General features: G+C 73.2%; 14 protein-coding genes. 10 read left to right on the top strand and 4 right to left on the bottom strand.

Features of this window, described 5'->3' with window-relative positions; translation table 11 throughout:
• Positions 1-120 precede the first annotated feature (120 nt).
• From ACFWEG_RS17140 to ACFWEG_RS17130, 3 genes are all read left to right on the top strand, one after another.
• Positions 121-750: a TetR/AcrR family transcriptional regulator gene (locus tag ACFWEG_RS17140; RefSeq protein WP_387215594.1), complete on the top strand. Its 630-nt coding sequence runs from the start codon at positions 121-123 to the stop codon at positions 748-750.
• A gap of 469 nt (positions 751-1,219) precedes the next feature.
• Positions 1,220-2,137 carry an endonuclease/exonuclease/phosphatase family protein gene (locus ACFWEG_RS17135; protein WP_387215599.1) on the top strand — a complete coding sequence of 306 codons (918 nt, stop codon included), beginning with the start codon at positions 1,220-1,222 and terminating at the stop codon, positions 2,135-2,137.
• Between the two features lie 133 nt (positions 2,138-2,270).
• Positions 2,271-3,491: an MFS transporter gene (locus tag ACFWEG_RS17130; protein WP_387215591.1), complete on the top strand. Its 1,221-nt coding sequence runs from the start codon at positions 2,271-2,273 to the stop codon at positions 3,489-3,491.
• Between the two features lie 523 nt (positions 3,492-4,014).
• Here ACFWEG_RS17130 and ACFWEG_RS17125 read toward each other — a convergent pair.
• Positions 4,015-5,376 (bottom strand): glutamine synthetase family protein, encoded by a 1,362-nt coding sequence (locus ACFWEG_RS17125; protein WP_387215588.1) that lies wholly within the window; start codon positions 5,374-5,376, stop codon positions 4,015-4,017.
• Positions 5,377-5,554: 178 nt separating this feature from the next.
• Here ACFWEG_RS17125 and ACFWEG_RS17120 point away from each other — a divergent pair, with 178 nt between their 5' ends.
• From ACFWEG_RS17120 to ACFWEG_RS17095, 6 genes are all read left to right on the top strand, one after another.
• Complete coding sequence (locus tag ACFWEG_RS17120) at positions 5,555-6,202, top strand: DUF3105 domain-containing protein (RefSeq protein ID WP_387215585.1); 648 nt, start codon at positions 5,555-5,557, stop codon at positions 6,200-6,202.
• Positions 6,203-6,204: 2 nt separating this feature from the next.
• Complete coding sequence (locus ACFWEG_RS17115) at positions 6,205-6,837, top strand: DUF305 domain-containing protein (protein WP_387215597.1); 633 nt, start codon at positions 6,205-6,207, stop codon at positions 6,835-6,837.
• 412 nt (positions 6,838-7,249) lie between these two features.
• Positions 7,250-9,007 (top strand): NAD+ synthase, encoded by a 1,758-nt coding sequence (locus ACFWEG_RS17110; RefSeq protein ID WP_387215582.1) that lies wholly within the window; start codon positions 7,250-7,252, stop codon positions 9,005-9,007.
• 136 nt (positions 9,008-9,143) lie between these two features.
• Entirely contained in the window at positions 9,144-9,440 is a 297-nt protein-coding gene (locus ACFWEG_RS17105) for a hypothetical protein (protein ID WP_387215579.1), read from the top strand.
• A gap of 13 nt (positions 9,441-9,453) precedes the next feature.
• Positions 9,454-10,002, top strand: a complete 549-nt coding sequence (locus tag ACFWEG_RS17100; RefSeq protein ID WP_387215576.1) for a GrpB family protein — start codon at positions 9,454-9,456, stop codon at positions 10,000-10,002.
• Between the two features lie 73 nt (positions 10,003-10,075).
• Positions 10,076-10,348, top strand: coding sequence for a hypothetical protein (locus tag ACFWEG_RS17095; RefSeq protein WP_387215573.1), 273 nt, complete (start codon positions 10,076-10,078; stop codon positions 10,346-10,348).
• Between the two features lie 4 nt (positions 10,349-10,352).
• Here ACFWEG_RS17095 and ACFWEG_RS17090 read toward each other — a convergent pair whose 3' ends face one another.
• Positions 10,353-10,787 carry a VOC family protein gene (locus ACFWEG_RS17090; RefSeq protein ID WP_387215570.1) on the bottom strand — a complete coding sequence of 145 codons (435 nt, stop codon included), beginning with the start codon at positions 10,785-10,787 and terminating at the stop codon, positions 10,353-10,355.
• Between the two features lie 514 nt (positions 10,788-11,301).
• Between ACFWEG_RS17090 and ACFWEG_RS17085 the strand changes: the two genes are divergently transcribed.
• Positions 11,302-14,337 (top strand): bifunctional [glutamine synthetase] adenylyltransferase/[glutamine synthetase]-adenylyl-L-tyrosine phosphorylase, encoded by a 3,036-nt coding sequence (locus ACFWEG_RS17085; RefSeq protein WP_387215567.1) that lies wholly within the window; start codon positions 11,302-11,304, stop codon positions 14,335-14,337.
• 49 nt (positions 14,338-14,386) lie between these two features.
• Here the strand turns inward: ACFWEG_RS17085 and ACFWEG_RS17080 are convergent, their stop codons facing one another.
• Positions 14,387-15,265: a phosphatase PAP2 family protein gene (locus tag ACFWEG_RS17080; protein ID WP_387215565.1), complete on the bottom strand. Its 879-nt coding sequence runs from the start codon at positions 15,263-15,265 to the stop codon at positions 14,387-14,389.
• 171 nt (positions 15,266-15,436) lie between these two features.
• Positions 15,437-16,450 carry a LacI family DNA-binding transcriptional regulator gene (locus tag ACFWEG_RS17075; protein WP_387215562.1) on the bottom strand — a complete coding sequence of 338 codons (1,014 nt, stop codon included), beginning with the start codon at positions 16,448-16,450 and terminating at the stop codon, positions 15,437-15,439.
• Between the last annotated feature and the right edge of the window lie 19 nt (positions 16,451-16,469).

The following is a 16,469-nucleotide window of genomic DNA, read 5'->3' as shown; positions in this document are numbered from 1 at the left end:
TTCCCGCACGGCCCCCGGCGGGCCCGTGCGGGCGGCGGTTCCGCTCGCACGGGCCCGCTGAGGCACAATCGGCCCTGGCCACAGCGGTCTCGGCAGCAGTCGGCGAGAGGCGGATTACGGGTGTCCCCGGAGGAGCGGCAGGCGACCGGAGCAGGCGCGTCGGCGGGCGGAGCGGCGCGCGGGCGGCCCCGCAGCGAGGCCGTCGAGCGGTCGATCATCGAGGCCGTCGTCCACCTGCTCGAACAGGGCACCCCGCTCGCCGAGCTGTCCGTCGAGGGCGTGGCCCGTGCGGCCCGCGTCGGCAAGGCGACGATCTACCGGCGCTGGTCGGGCAAGGAGGCGCTGTTCGTCGACGTCATGAAGACGATGGAGCCGGCCGATCCGCCGCTGCCGGGCACGTCCGTGCGCGACGACCTCCTCGCGATGCTGGAGTCGCTGCGGCAGCGGGGGCTCGCGAAGCAGTCGTCGATGCTGATCCACAGCGTGTTCGCCCAGATGAAGACGCTGCCGAAGCTGTGGGCGGCCTACCACGACACCGTCGTCGAGGGGCGGCGCGCAGCCGCGCTCGCCGTCATCCGGCGGGGGATGGAGACGGGGGAGATCCGCGCGGACCTCGATCCGGGGCTCGTCAACGACCTCGTCTTCGGCCCGATCCTGGTGCGGTCGGTCCTCCGGTCGGACGGCGAGCTGCCGGCGGAGCTGCCGGCGGAGATCGTCGATGCGGTGATGCGGGGCATCGGGCCACGTTGAACCCGCCGCCGGGGCGGCACGGTCCTCCCCCGGCGGTCGCCCGCCCCCGGACCCGGTCCGCCCTTCCGGCCGGGCGCGCCGCGTGTGCGGGTTCTGTCACATCCGCGACGCATCGGAACCTCTCCGTCCCCGCCCCCCGTCGTTTAGCGAGAACGACCGGAAAGACGCTGGTCATCGCCTAGGGTCGTAGGCGGGCCGAGCGGACGGCAGACGGTAAGGACGACGGTATGGCGCGGCGCACATGACGGACATGGGACACGGGAACGCGAACCGGCCCGGCGGGCCGCAGGAGTACGCGGCCGAGCCCGCGGGGACGTGGCCGGGCGAGCCCGCGGGGACGTGGCCGGGCGAGCCCGCCGACGGCCGCGGCGCACGGGCCGACGAGCCCGCCGACGACCGACGGGAGTGGGCCGAGGAGCCCGCGGCGGGCCGGCGCCGGTTCGGCGCGCGGTGGCGGGCCGGACGCGGGATGTGGCGGCGGGGGATCGTCCTCGCGGTGTGCGCCGTGGTGCTCGCGCTGGTGATGATCCTCCACGCGGACGTCCCCAACCGGGCGGGCAACCTCGGCAGCCTCCTGGAGACGTTCCTGCCGTGGCTAGGCCTCGGCGTCCCCGTCCTGGTCGTGCTCGGCCTGCTGCGCCGCTCGGCGACCGCCCTCGTGGCGACCCTGATCCCGCTGGTCGTGTGGGCGAACATGTTCGGCGGCCTGATCACCGACAAGTCGGGCGGCGGCGGCGACCTCACCGTCGCCACGCACAACGTTAACGCGGAGAACGGCGATCCCGAGGGCACCGCGCGGTCCGTGGCCGCGTCGGGGGCGCAGGTCATCGCCCTGGAGGAGCTGACCGAGGACGCCGTGCCGGTCTACGAGCGGGCGCTGGCGAAGGAGTACCCGCACCACCAGGTGGCGGGCACGGTCGGGGTGTGGAGCAAGTACCCGCTCAGCGCCACGCGGCCCGTCGACATCAAGCTCGGCTGGACGCGCGCGCTGCGCACGACCGTGGCCACCGACCGGGGCGACGTCGCGGTCTACGTCGCCCATCTGCCCTCGGTGCGGGTCAAGCTCGACGCGGGCTTCACCGCCAGCCGGCGCGACCAGAGCGCGGACGCGCTCGGCGAGGCGATCGCGCGCGAGCAGCTCGACGACGTCATCCTGCTCGGCGACCTCAACGGCACCATGAACGACCGCTCGCTCCGGGCGGTGACCTCGCAGATGCGGTCCACGCAGGGCGCGGCGGGCGACGGGTTCGGGTTCAGCTGGCCCGCGAAGTTCCCGATGGCGCGCATCGACCAGATCCTGGTCAAGGGGGTCGAGCCGAAGCGGTCCTGGTCGCTGACGAGGACCGGCAGCGACCATCTGCCGATCGCCGCGACGGTCACGCTCTGAGGGTCCGGGCCGGAGCGGGTTTCACCTCGTCGAAACCCGCCGGTTAGACGCGGGAACACTTCGGGTGACACTCTTTGTTCAGTAGCTGAACTTAACCCGTGTCCCGCTCCACCCGCCGAAAGGTTCCTTCGCCATGCCCGTCGCCCTGCTCGCACTCGCCATCGGCGCGTTCGGCATCGGCACCACCGAGTTCGTGATGATGGGGCTGCTCCCCGACGTCGCGGACGACCTGCACATCTCCCTCCCCGCCGCCGGCCACCTGGTGTCCGCGTACGCGCTGGGGGTCGTGATCGGCGCGCCGCTGCTCGCCGCGGCGACCGCGCGGATGCCCCGGCGGACGGTGCTCATCGGGCTGATGGCGCTGTTCGTCGTCGGCAACGCGCTCTCCGCGCTCGCCCCCGACGAGCACTGGCTGCTCGCCGCGCGCGTCCTCAGCGGGCTGCCGCACGGCGCGTTCTTCGGCGTCGGCGCGGTCGTCGCCACCCAGCTCGTCGCGCCGGAGCGCAAGGCGCGCTCGGTGTCGCTGATGTTCCTCGGCCTGACCGTCGCCAACGTCGTCGGCGTTCCGCTCGCCACGCTGATGGGCCAGCAGGCGGGCTGGCGTGCGACGTTCCTCGCCGTCTCCGTCATCGGCGTCGCCGCGATGGCCGCGCTCGCGCTGCTCGTCCCGGCCGACGGCCCCGAGCGCCGCCAGGAGGCGGGCCTGCGCCGCGAGCTCGCCGCGCTCGGCACGCTGCCGGTCTGGCTCGCCTTCGCGACCACCGTCGCGGGCTTCGGCGCGCTGTTCGCCGCGTACAGCTACGTCACGCCGATGCTCACCGACGCCGCCGGCTTCGCCGAGGCGTCCGTCACCCTGCTGCTCGCCCTCTTCGGCGTCGGCGCCACCGCGGGCAACCTCCTCGGCGGCCGCCTCGCCGACCGCTCCCTGCGCGGCACCCTCTTCGGCGGGCTGATCGCCCTCGCCGTCGTCCTCGCCCTCTTCCCGCTGCTCATGCGCGCGGAGGTCACCGCGGCCGTCGGCGTCACCCTGCTCGGGATGTCCGCGTTCGTCACCGGCTCGCCGCTCCAGCTCATGGTCATGGAGAAGGCCTCCTCGGCCCCCTCCCTGGCCTCCTCCGCCAACCAGGCCGCCTTCAACCTCGCCAACGCGGGCGGCGCCTGGCTCGGCGGCCTCACCCTCGCCGCCGGCCTCGGCACCACCTCCCCCGCCCTCGCCGGCTCCGCCCTCGCCCTCCTCGGCATCGCCGTCGCCCTGGTGGCGTACGCGGTCGACCACCGCCGATCCGCCCCGACGGGCTCGGAACGCCTCGTCGCCTCCTCGGCCCGACGGGAGTCGGTGTCGGCAGGCGGCTGACGCCGGACCCGGTGCCTCAGACCGTGACGACGTGCACGTCAGGCGCGTCGAGGACCTCCAGGTACGGACGGAGGTCGTCCGGGTGACTGGTGAAGACGACCGCGCTCCCGTGCCGGGCCGCGGCGAGGGCCACCCAGGCGTCGTCGGTGCCGTCTTCGGGGGCGGTGCGTGCGCTCCCGCCTCGGCCTCGGCGATCAGGGCATCCACCTGCGCGAACCGCGCCTCGATGGCCTCGGTCTCTGCCGTCTGCCGGACGGCGACGTGCACGGCGTACGCCGACACGTCCATCCCGGCCCGTTCCGCATGGCCCGAATGCGGTCGACCTGCTCCTGCTCAAGGCTGACGCCGATCCTGATCCTGGCTATGACGGCGGCGTCGACCGCCATCCCCGTCGCGCCTGCCTGGGAGGACACCGCGCCCGGCGGCCCGTGGACGGTCCGGGGTGAGAAGCGACTCCGGGCCGACGGCGGAGTGCCGTCGGCCCGGAGTGGACGTGCGCGGGTGAAACCCGTCTGAGCTGGGGTTACAGCACCGGAAGGGACTTGCGGAGTTCGAACGCCGTGACCTCGCTGCGGTACTCCTCCCACTCCTGCTTCTTGTTGCGGAGGAAGAAGTCGAAGACGTGTTCGCCGAGGGTTTCGGCGACGAGTTCGCTGCGTTCCATGAGGGCGATGGCCTCGCCGAGGTTCTGGGGGAGGGGTTCGATGCCCATGGCGCGGCGCTCCGCGTCGGAGAGGGCCCAGACGTCGTCGTCCGCGCCGGCGGGGAGCTCGTAGCCCTCCTCGATGCCCTTGAGGCCGGCGGCGAGGAGGACGGCGTAGGTGAGGTAGGGGTTCGCGCCGGAGTCGATGGAGCGGACCTCGACGCGCGCCGAACCGGTCTTGCCGGGCTTGTACATGGGGACGCGGATGAGCGCGGAGCGGTTGTTGTGGCCCCAGCAGATGTACGAGGGGGCCTCGCCGCCCGCGCCGGCGGAGCGGGACGAGCCGCCCCAGATGCGCTTGTAGGAGTTCACCCACTGGTTGGTGACCGCGGAGATCTCCGCCGCGTGCTTCAGCAGCCCGGCGATGAACGACCGTCCCACCTTGGAGAGTTGGTACTCCGCACCCGACTCGTAGAACGCGTTGCGGTCGCCTTCGAAGAGCGAGAGGTGGGTGTGCATGCCCGAGCCCGGGTACTCCGAGAACGGCTTCGGCATGAACGTCGCCTGCACGCCCTGTTCGAGCGCGACCTGCTTCATGACCAGCCGGAACGTCATGATGTTGTCCGCGGTGGAGAGCGCGTCGGCGTACCGCAGGTCGATCTCCTGCTGGCCCGGCGCCCCCTCGTGGTGGCTGAACTCCACCGAGATGCCCATGGACTCCAGCATGGTGATCGCCTGCCGGCGGAAGTCCATGCCGACGTTCTGCGGAGTGTGGTCGAAATAGCCCGAGTTGTCCGCCGGGGTCGGCCGTGAGCCGTCGGTCGGCTTGTTCTTCAGCAGGAAGAACTCGATCTCGGGGTGGGTGTAGAAGGTGAACCCGAGGTCCGACGTCTTCGCCAGGATCCGCTTGAGCACGAAGCGCGGGTCGGCGAACGACGGCGAGCCGTCCGGCATCAGGATGTCGCAGAACATCCGCGCGGTACCCGGCGCCTCCGCGCGCCACGGCAGCACCTGGAACGTCGACGGGTCCGGCTTGGCGATCATGTCCGACTCGTAGACCCGGGCGAAGCCCTCGATGGCCGAGCCGTCGAAGCCGATACCCTCGTCGAAGGCCTGCTCCAACTCGGCGGGGGCCACCGCGACCGACTTCAGGAAGCCGAGCACATCGGTGAACCACAGGCGCACGAATCGGATGTCGCGCTCCTCAAGTGTGCGGAGCACGAACTCCTGCTGCTTGTCCATGGCTAACATCCTCGCAGTTCAGACGGCCTGTGCACCACCGTCCCGGCAGGCGGAAACAGGTCCAGTCTCGCCGGGCGCGGTTTCCGCCAGATTACGGGTCCGGGATCGGTGTACGCCGTCCCACCTGCCACATACGATTCGAAGGCTGCCCTGCCCGCACCCCCCGAAGGACTTCACCATGGGTTCCGCCAAGAAGAACGCGTCCGACCGCCGCGCCCGAATAGAGGAGATGCGCCGGGCCGAGCAGGCGCGCGACCGACGCAACCGGATCCTCACGATCACCGTCAGCGCGGTCATCGTCCTGGCCATCGGCGGCGGGGCCTACTGGGCGGTGAGCGCCGCGAACGAGAAGGACGAGCAGCAGGCCGCCGAGGCCAGGAAGCCGGTCGAGGGCGAGAAGTCCTGGGACCCGAAGAAGCTCGGCCGCAACCACGTCACCGAGCCGGTGAAGTACGACATGACGCCCCCGGTGGGCGGTGACCACGACCAGGTGTGGGCGAACTGCGAGGGCGACGTCTACAAGCAGGCGATCGCCGACAAGAACGCGGTGCACTCCCTGGAGCACGGCGCGGTGTGGGTCACGTACAACAAGAGCGCCGCCGAGGCGGACGTCAAGGCGCTCGAGGAGAAGGTCGGCAAGACCCCGTACTCCCTGATGAGCCCGTACGACGGCCAGAAGGGCACGATCATGCTGTCCGCCTGGGGCAAGCAGCTGACGGTGGACAAGGCGTCCGACCCGCGGGTCGACCAGTTCTTCACCAAGTACGTCCAGGGCCCGCAGACGCCTGAGAAGGGCGCCGCCTGCACGGGTGGGATCGGGCAGTGAGCCTGCGTCCCACCGCAGCGTGGGCCGGGCTGTGCGCGACGGCGGTGCTCGTCACCGCCGGCGCGGTCACGATCGCCACGGCCGGCGGCGACCCGGAGGCGCAGCGGCCCGCCGCGGCCGACTCCGGGTTCGCCCGGGACATGTCGGTGCACCACCAGCAGGCCGTTGAGATGTCGTTCATCGTGCGCGACCGCACGAAGGACGAGGAGGTCCGGCGGCTCGCGTACGACATCGCCAACACCCAGGCCAACCAGCGCGGGATGATGCTGGGCTGGCTGGACATGTGGGGCGAGCCGAAGTCCACCCCCGACAAGCCGATGACCTGGATGGGCATGCCGGCGGACGGGGTCGGCGACGGCTCGCTGATGCCCGGCATGGCCACCCGCACCGACCTGGAGAAGCTCCGGAAGGCGAACGGCCGCGCGGCCGAGGTGCTCTACCTGCAGCTCATGACCGCGCACCACAAGGGCGGCGTCCACATGGCACAGGCGTGCGAGCAGAAGTGCACGGTCGACGTCGAGAAGACCCTGGCGGGGGACATGGTCGCCGGCCAGAACTCCGAGATCCAGCTCATGGCGGACATGCTCAAGGAGCGCGGGGCGACGGCGGAGCGCGGGGCGACGGCGGAGGGCTGACGCGACGCGAGGCGTCCGCCGGGGCGGTCCGGCGTTCCGGGGTTCGGCACCGGGCGGTGCGCGCGGCTCGCGCACACGGCCGGCCCGCGCGGCTCCCGCACACGGCCGGCCCGCGCTCAAGACCGGACCGGCCCCCGCCCGGCCGGCCCACCCGCCGCGGGCCGCCCCGCCCGCCGTCGGCAAAGGACGCCCCCCGCCCGCCGTCGCCGCACGCCGCCCCGCCCGCCGTCGCCGGACGACGCCCCGCGCCCGCCCCGCCCGCCGTCGCCGCGCGACGCCCCGCGCCCGGCCCGCGCGCCGCAGGCCGCCCCGCCCGCCGGCGCCGTACGGTGCCCCGTGCCGCATCCCGTGCCGCGCGCGTCACACCCCGCCCGCAGGACATCGCGTCGGATTGACGATTACACTGGGGGGCGTGCCTCAACTACGCCTCGCCCTGAATCAGATCGACTCGACCGTCGGCGACCTCACCGGGAACGCCGCGACGATCGTGCACTGGACCCGGCACTCCGTCGAGCAGGGCGCGCATCTCGTGGCGTTCCCCGAGATGGCGCTGACCGGCTACCCCGTCGAGGACCTGGCCCTGCGCTCGTCCTTCGTCGACGCCTCGCGCGCCGCGCTGCACGCGCTGGCGGCGACGCTCCACCAGGAGGGCCTCGGCGAGGTGCCGGTCGTCGTCGGCTACCTGGACCGCACGGACCACGCGGTGCCGAAGTTCGGCCAGCCGGCGGGCGCGCCCCGCAACGCGGGCGCGGTCCTGCACCGCGGCGAGGTGGTGCTCGCCTTCTCCAAGCACCACCTGCCGAACTACGGCGTCTTCGACGAGTTCCGCTACTTCGTGCCCGGCGAGACCCTGCCCGTGCTGCGCGTGCACGGCGTCGACGTCGCGCTCGCGATCTGCGAGGACCTCTGGCAGGACGGCGGCCGGGTGCCCGCGACCCGCTCGGCCGGCGCGGGCCTGCTGCTGTCGATCAACGCCTCGCCGTACGAGCAGAACAAGGACGACGACCGCCTCGAACTCGTCCGCAAGCGCGCCCAGGAGGCCGGTTGCACGACGGCGTACCTGGCGATGATGGGCGGCCAGGACGAGCTGGTCTTCGACGGTGACACGATCGTCGTCGACGCACGGGGCGAAGTCGTGGCGCGCGCCCCGCAGTTCGAGGAGGGATGCGTCGTCCTCGACCTCGACCTGCCGGCCGCCGCGGCCGTCCCGCCGTCCGGCGTCGTGGACGACGGGCTGCGGATCGAGCACGTCGTCGTCTCCGGGGAGCCGCTCGCCGCGTACGAGCCCGAGCTGCTCGGCGGGTACGCCGACCGGCTCGACGACGACGAGGAGGTCTACACGGCGCTGGTCGTCGGCCTGCGCGCCTACGTCGCGAAGAACGGGTTCCGCTCGGTGCTCATCGGCCTGTCCGGCGGCATCGACTCCGCGTTCACCGCGGCGCTCGCCTGCGACGCGCTCGGCGCGGAGAACGTCTACGGCGTCGCCATGCCGTCGCGGTACTCCTCCGACCACTCCATCGGCGACGCCGAGGAGCTGGCGCGGCGCACCGGGCTCGACCTCCGCACCGTGCCCATCGCGCCGATGTTCGACGCGTACATGGGCTCGCTCGGTCTCACCGGGCTCGCCGAGGAGAACCTCCAGTCCCGGCTGCGCGGCACGATGCTGATGGCGCTCTCCAACCAGGAGGGGCACATCGTCCTCGCCCCGGGCAACAAGTCCGAGCTGGCGGTGGGCTACTCGACGCTCTACGGCGACTCGGTGGGCGCGTACGGGCCGATCAAGGACGTCTACAAGAGCGCGATCTTCCGGCTCGCCCGGTGGCGCAACCGGGCCGCGGCCGACCGGGGGCAGACGCCGCCGATCCCCGAGAACTCCATCAGCAAGCCGCCGAGCGCGGAGCTGCGGCCCGACCAGGTCGACACCGACTCGCTGCCGGACTACGACGTGCTCGACCGCGTGCTGGCGATGTACGTCGACCGCGACCAGGGGCGCGACGCGATCGTCGCCGCCGGGTTCGACGACGAGCTCGTCACGCGCGTCCTGCGGATGGTCGACGCCGCGGAGTACAAGCGGCGGCAGTACCCGCCGGGCACCAAGATCTCCGCGAAGGGCTTCGGCAAGGACCGCCGCCTGCCGATCACCAACCGCTGGCAGGAGCGCAAGGCGTAGGGCCTCCGGCGACCCCGCCCGGGCCGACGGCGACAACCCGCCGTCGACCCGGCGCTGTTGGTGCCGCCCCCCGACTTCCGGCGGAGTTCAGCCTTCCGCCGCCCGGGCCGGTCGGCGCGGCATTACGTTGCGGCGCGTGGACTTCTTTCCCGAGGTGATGCGCTGGTTCTTCGGCCTCCTGCTGTTCCTCAACGCCCTGTACCTGAAGACCGTGCTGCGGCGGCTGCGGCGCCGCGAGGTGCCCCGCAGCGAAGCCCTGATCCAACTGACGGAAGCCGTCGGCTATGTGTTGATGTTCGGCGGCCTGCTGTTCTGGACACACATCGCCGCGGTGGTCGTCACCGGGCTCGGCTGGCTGCTGGTGGCCGCCTACTTCGTCACCCGCGGGCTCCAGCGGCTCAAGCGGCGCAGGGCCGCGAGCACGCCGCTGTGAGAGGGTGCCGGGCATGAGTCGACCGCCCGCGCAGCGCACCGAGATCGTTCCGTACGACCCCCGTTGGCCGGGGCTCGCGGAGGGCGCGATCGGGGAGTTGCGGGGGGCGCTCGGCGGGGTCGTGGGGGAGATCGAGCACATCGGGTCGACCGCCGTGCCGGGTCTTGCGGCCAAGCCGGTCATCGACCTGATGGGCGCGGCGGAGGAGCTGGAAGCGGTGGAGCGCCGGGGGGCCGTGCTCGCGGGACTCGGATACGTGCCGCTGGATCCGGGGATGCCGGAGCGGCTGCTGTTCGTCCGACAGGCGGACGGCCGCCGGACCCATCACTTCCATGTGGTCACCGCGGCGAGCTGGCCGCACCGCGCGCAGCGGCTGTTCCGCGACCACCTCAGGGCGCACCCCGAGGACGCGACCCGGTACGCGCTGCTGAAGCGGCGGATCGCGGAGGCGGGCAGCGATCCGGACGCCTACACCGAGGCGAAGACCGAGCTGGTCCAGGAGCTCACCGACCGCGCCCGCGCCGAGCGCGGTCTGCCGCCGGCCTCCGTGTGGGAGGGCTGACGGCGCCGCGACTTCGGCCGGAGTTCACCCTTCCGCCGCTCGGGCCGGCCGAGACGCCCCTAGATTGCGCGGCATGGGATTCTCCGAGGTCAAGGTGTGGGTTTTCGCCGGGTTGATCGTGGTGCAGGCCGTCCATCTCACGGTGGTGGCGGTTCGAGTCCGCCGGGGCGTGTACACGCGCGGCGAGGGCGGCTTGCGGCTGTTCGACGCGGTGGGCACCGCGATGCTGATCGCCGGACTGACCTTCGACAACTACGCCGCGGTGGCGGCCGGAATCGTGGTCTGGGGCCTGTCCCTCGTCATCGACGGCACCCGATGGGGAAGGTCACGACCGCGCCGGTCGTGACACCTCAGCGCTCCGAGAGCGGGGACGGCGCCTCCTGGAGCGTCCACGCGTTGCCGTCGGGGTCGGTGAAGAAGGCGAAGGAGTTCCACGGGTCGCCGGGGCCGGGCTCCCAGCCGGTGGCGCCGACGTGCTGGACGGGGGAGACGTCGACGCCCCGCGAGGTGAGTTCGGCGTGGGCGGCGGTGATGTCGGTGACGCAGAGCTGCGGGCCGCGCAGGGAGCCGGGCTCGGCCCGCTCGGGGGCGCCGGGGGGCAGCGGCATCCCGGCGATCAGCGCGATCGAGCAGCGCGAGCCGGGCGGCGTGAGCTGGACGATCCGCATCCCGGGCCCGACCTCGCTGTCGAGGTCGACCTTGAAGCCGACCTGCTCGGCGTAGAACGCCTTCGCGCGGTCGATGTCCGAGACGGGGACTTCGATGACTTCGAGCGTCCAGTCCATGGCGGGTCCTCCGGAGGCGGCGGATGAGACGGGGCGAAGCTGTTTCGTGCGCGACGACGCGACGACGCTCCGATGACGGCGACGGCGCGCAGCTCCATCGTCCTCCCCGCCACGGCTCCCCGCACCCGGTTCGCGTCGCCTCGCAGAATCCGCGCGCCCCGGGCGGGGCGGCGAGGCGCCCGAACCGGACCGCACCCGTGCGCGAGCCGATGCCCGCACCCGCCGCATGCCCGCCAACCCCCGACCTGCCCACCGTCCGCCCGTCCGCCCGTCCGTCCGCCCGCCCCCCCGCGCCCGCCCACCCGCATTGCACCGCCGGGCCGCTCCTGCTGCGCCGCCTGCGGGCAACCCCGCCGTCCGCACCCGCCGCCTGCCCGCCAACCCCCGACCTGCCCACCGCCCGTCCGCATGCACGCCCCGCCGCGCCCGCCCGGCCGCGGTTCACCGCCCGGCCGACCCCGCCGCGCCGCAGGCTCTAGGCTGAGATCGGAGCGATGATCAGGAGGGCGGCGGGATGACGGTGCCGGGGCGCAGGAGCAGTACGTTCACGCGGTTGCTCCGGCACGGGTTCACGGATCCGGGGAGCGCGGAACGGCACCTGCAGAGCGAGGCGCTGGCGGGCGTGCGCGGCGATCCGGTGCTGCTGGAGGGGCTCGGGCAGACCGCCGACCCGGACCTCGCGCTGCTCGGGCTGCTGCGGCTCGCCGAGGCGCAGCCCGACGACGAGGAGCGCCGCCGGCTGCTTGGCACGCTGATCAGCGCGAAGCCGCTGCGGGACAGGGTGCTCGGCGTGCTCGGCGCTTCGGAGGCGCTCGGTGACCACCTCGCCCGGCACCCAGGGGACTGGCAGGTCCTCGCCTCGTACGAGCCCGCCGACCTGCACCCCGGCGTCGCGGAGTTCGAGCGCGGCCTCGCGGAGGCCGTCGACCCCGTCTCGCTGCGGGTCGCCTACCGCCGGTGCCTGCTCTCCATCGCCGCCCGGGACGTCTGCGGCACGACCGACGTCGCCCAGGTCGCCGCCGAGCTCGCCGACCTCGCCACCGCCACCCTCCGCGCCGCCCTCGCGATGGCCCGCAGGGACGCACCGGAGGACGCCGCCGCCTGCCGGCTCGCGGTGATCGCGATGGGCAAGTGCGGCGGCCACGAGCTGAACTACGTCTCCGACGTGGACGTCATCTTCGTCGCGGAACCGGCCGCGACGGCCGGCCACGGGGGAGCGGCGTCCGGCGGGACCGGCGCGGACGCCCCCGACGAGGCCGAGGCCATGCGCGCCGCCACCCGCCTCGCCTCCCACCTGATGCGGATCTGCTCGGAGACCACCGTCGAAGGCGTCATCTGGCCCGTAGACGCCAACCTGCGCCCCGAGGGCCGCAACGGCCCCCTCGTCCGCACCCTGTCCTCGCACCTCGCCTACTACCAGCGCTGGGCCAAGACCTGGGAGTTCCAGGCGCTGCTCAAGGCCCGCCCGGTCGCCGGCGACGTCCGGCTGGGGGAGGACTACGTCGAGGCCGTCTCGCCGCTGGTGTGGCAGGCCGCCGACCGCGAGAACTTCGTCCCCGACGTGCAGAAGATGCGCCGCCGGGTCGTCGACAACATCCCCGCCGCCCAGGTCGAGCGGGAGCTGAAGCTCGGCCCCGGCGGGCTCAGGGACGTCGAGTTCGCCGTCCAGCTCCTGCAGCTCGTGCACGGCCGCAGCGACGCCACCCTGCACTCCGGCACCACCCTCGACGCGCTCGACGCGCTCGCCCGCGGCGGGTACGTGGGCCGCGCGGACGCCCAGCAGCTCGGCGAGGCGTACCGCTTCCTGCGGTCCCTGGAGCACCGCATCCAGCTGCACCGGCTGCGCCGCACCCACCTCGTCCCCGAGCACGAGACCGACCTGCGCCGCCTCGGCCGCTCGCTGGGGCTGCGCACCGAGCCGGTCACCGAGCTGAACCGGGCCTGGAAGCGGCACGCGTCCGTCGTCCGCCGGCTGCACGAGAAGATCTTCTACCGGCCGCTGCTCGACGCCGTCGCCCAGCTCGGCCCCGGCGAGACCGGCCTCAGCCCGCGCGCCGCCCGCCAGCGCCTGACCGCCCTCGGCTACGCCGACCCGGCCGCCGCCCTGCGCCACCTGGAGGCGCTGGCGTCCGGGGTGAGCCGCAAGGCCGCCATCCAGCGCACCCTGCTCCCGGTCCTGCTCGGCTGGTTCGCCGACTCCGCCGACCCCGACGCCGGGCTGCTCAACTTCCGCAAGGTCTCCGACGCCCTCGGCAAGACCCCCTGGTACCTGCGGCTCCTGCGCGACGAGGGCGCCGCCGCCGAGAACCTCGCCCGGGTCCTCTCGGCCGGCCGGCTCGCCCCCGACCTGCTGCTGCGCGCCCCCGAGGCCGTCGCCCTGCTCGGCGACCCCGAGGGGCTCGCGCCCCGCGACCGCAAGGCGCTGGAGCAGGAGATCCTCGCCGCCGTCGGCCGCGCCGACACCGCCGAGGGGGCCGTCGCCGCCGCCCGCGGGGTCCGCCGCCGCGAGCTGTTCCGGACCACCGCCGCCGACATCGTCGGCTCCTACGGGACCGAGGAGACGCCCGTCGAGGTCGACCGCGGCAAGCTCGTCGACCGGGTCGGCGCGGCCGTCTCCGACCTCACCGCCGCGACGATCGCCGGCGCCCTGCGGGCCGCCGTCCGCGAGACGTGGGGCGACACCCTGCCCACCCGGTTCTCGGTCATCGGCATGGGCCGCTTCGGCGGCCACGAGCTGGCCTACGGCTCCGACGCCGACGTCCTGTTCGTCCACCGGCCGCGCGACGGCGTCGACGAGCACGAGGCGTCCGAGGCCGCGAAGACCGTCGTCGCCGAGATGCGCCGGCTGCTCCAGCTCCCCACCGCCGACCCGCCGCTCCTGATCGACGCCGACCTGCGCCCCGAGGGCAAGAGCGGCCCGCTGGTCCGCACGCTGGCGTCGTACGGGGCGTACTACCGGCGCTGGTCGCTGGTGTGGGAGTCGCAGGCGCTCCTTCGCGCCGAACCTGTCGCGGGCGACGCCGACCTCGGCGCGGAGTTCGTCGCGATGATCGACCCCCTGCGCTACCCGGTGGAGGGCCTCGGCGACGACGCCGTGCGCGAGATCCGCCGCCTGAAGGCGCGCATGGAGACCGAGCGGCTGCCCCGCGGCACCGACCCCACCTTGCACACCAAGCTCGGCCGCGGCGGGCTCAGCGACGTCGAGTGGACCGTGCAGCTGCTGCAGATGCAGCACGCCTGGGAGGAGCCGGGGCTGCGCACCACCCGCACCCGCGAGGCGCTCGCCGCGGCCCAGGCGGCCGGGCTCGTCGAGACGGAGGACGCCTCGACGCTCGACGAGGCCTGGGTGCTCGCCACCCGCGTCCGCAACGCGGTCATGCTGGTCCGCGGCCGGGCCGGCGACACCTTCCCCTCCGACGGCCGCGAACTGGCCGCGGTCGGACGCTACCTGGGGTACGGGCCCGGCTACGCGGGGGAGTTGCTCGACGACTACCGCCGCACGACCCGCCGGGCGCGGGCGGTGGTGGAGCGGCTGTTCTACGGGGCGTGACCGAGCCGGCGCTCCGGCGCCGAGCGGGACAGCGTCCCCGGAACCGTGCTCACTTCCGCGACAGCAACCGCCGCAGGTCCCGCTCCGACCGCGGCTCCCGTTCCGCCGCGAGCCGCGGCATCCGGCCCGGCACCGCGCCGAACCACAGCCAGGAGACGAGGAACCCGAACGCCAGGCACATCCAGCCGCCCACCGCGTCCAGCCAGAAGTGGTTCGCGGTGGCGACGATGACGACGAGCGTGAGCGCGGGGTAGAGCAGCCCGAGCACCCGGACCCACGGCACGGTGGCCACCGTGAAGATCATCAGACCGGCCCATGTCGACCAGCCCATGTGCATCGACGGCATGGCCGCGTACTGGTTCGACATGTGCTTGAGGTCGCCGGACGCCATCGAGCCCCAGGTCTGGTGGACGACCACGGTGTCGATGAAGTCCTGCCCGGTCATCAGGCGCGGCGGGGCCAGCGGGTAGAAGTAGTAGCCGACCAGCGCGACCCCGGTGGTCGCGAACAGGACGGTCCGCGCGGCGGCGTACCGGCCCGGATGCCGCCGGAAGAGCCAGACGAGCACCCCGATGGTCACGATGAAGTGCAGGGTCGCGTAGTAGTAGTTCATCGACACCACGAGCCAGGTCACGGAGTCGACCGCGTGGTTGATGCTCTTCTCGACCGCGATGCCGAGGTCCGACTCGACCCGCCAGATCCAGTCCGCGTGGTGCAGCGCGGTCTCGCGGTGCTCGGGGACGGCGTTGCGGATCAGGGAGTAGACCCAGTAGCTGACGCCGATCAGCAGCAGTTCGAACCAGACGCGGGGGCGCTTGGGCGTCCGGGACCGGACGGCGAGGCGTACCCGGGACGGCGGGTCGTCGGCCGTGGATGAGGGGGCGGTCGCACGCCGCCCGTCCAGTGTCGTCACCGTCGTCTCACCCATGGGGGAAGAGTCTGCCAGAAAGGCCTACTCCGCCGATCATCCCCCGGAAGGGTCTTTGCCGCACCCCGTCCCTCTCACGGAGGAGGGAATCCCGGGTTCCGTCAGGGGGTTCCCCCAGGGGTGGGGTATGCCCGGAATCCGGGCGGTTCCGGCGGCGGATCAGGGGGCGGATCAGGGGGCCGAGGCGGTCGAGCCGCGGACCACCAGCTCCGGCATGAAGACGAACTCGCTGTGCGGGGCCGGGGTGCCCCCGATCTCCTCCAGGAGCGCCCGGACCGCGGCCTGGCCCATCGCGGTGACCGGCTTGCGGATGGTGGTGAGCGGCGGGTCGGTGAAGGCTATGAGGGGGGAGTCGTCGAAGCCGACGACCGAGACGTCGTGCGGGACCTCGCGGCCCAGCTGGCGGGCCGCGCGGATCGCGCCGAGCGCCATCATGTCGCTGGCGCAGACGATCGCCGTGCAGCCCCGTCCGATCAGCCCGACGGTCGCCGCCTGGCCGCCCTCCAGGGTGTAGAGGGAGTGCTGGATGAACTCGTCGCAGGCGTCCGGCGGCACCCCGAGGCTCTCCTGCATCGCCGTCGCGAAGCCCTCGATCTTGCGCAGCACCGGCACGAACCGCTTCGGGCCGACCGCCAGGCCGATCCGGGTGTGCCCGAGCGAGGCGAGGTGGGTGACCGCGAGCCGCATCGCCGCCCGGTCGTCGGGGGAGATGAACGGCGCCTGCACCTTGGGGGAGAAGCCGTCGACGAGGACGTACGGGACGCCCTGGCCGCGCAGCTGCTCGTAGCGCTGCATGTCGGCGGTGGTGTCGGCGTGGAGCCCGGAGACGAAGATGATGCCGGAGACGCCCCGGTCGACCAGCATCTCGGTCAGCTCGTCCTCCGTGGACCCGCCGGGGGTCTGGGTGGCGAGGACGGGGGTATAGCCCTGGCGGGTCAGCGACTGGCCGATGACCTGGGCGAGGGCCGGGAAGATCGGGTTCTCCAGCTCCGGCGTTATCAGGCCGACGAGCCCCGCGCTGCGCTGCCGCAACCGGACGGGCCGCTCGTAGCCGAGGACGTCGAGGGCGGCGAGGACGGACTCCCGGGTGCCGGCCGCCACGCCGGGCTTGCCGTTGAGCACCCGGCTGACGGTCGCCTCGCTGACCCGTGCCTGTGCTGCGATGTCGGCGAGGCGTGCGGTCATAGGGTTGGACTGTACCGGG

Source organism: Streptomyces sp. NPDC060194, assembly GCF_042728285.1.
GTDB lineage: Bacteria > Actinomycetota > Actinomycetes > Streptomycetales > Streptomycetaceae > Streptomyces.
The sequence above is the reverse complement of the archived record's forward strand: the minus strand, read 5'-3'. Positions and strand labels throughout refer to the sequence as shown.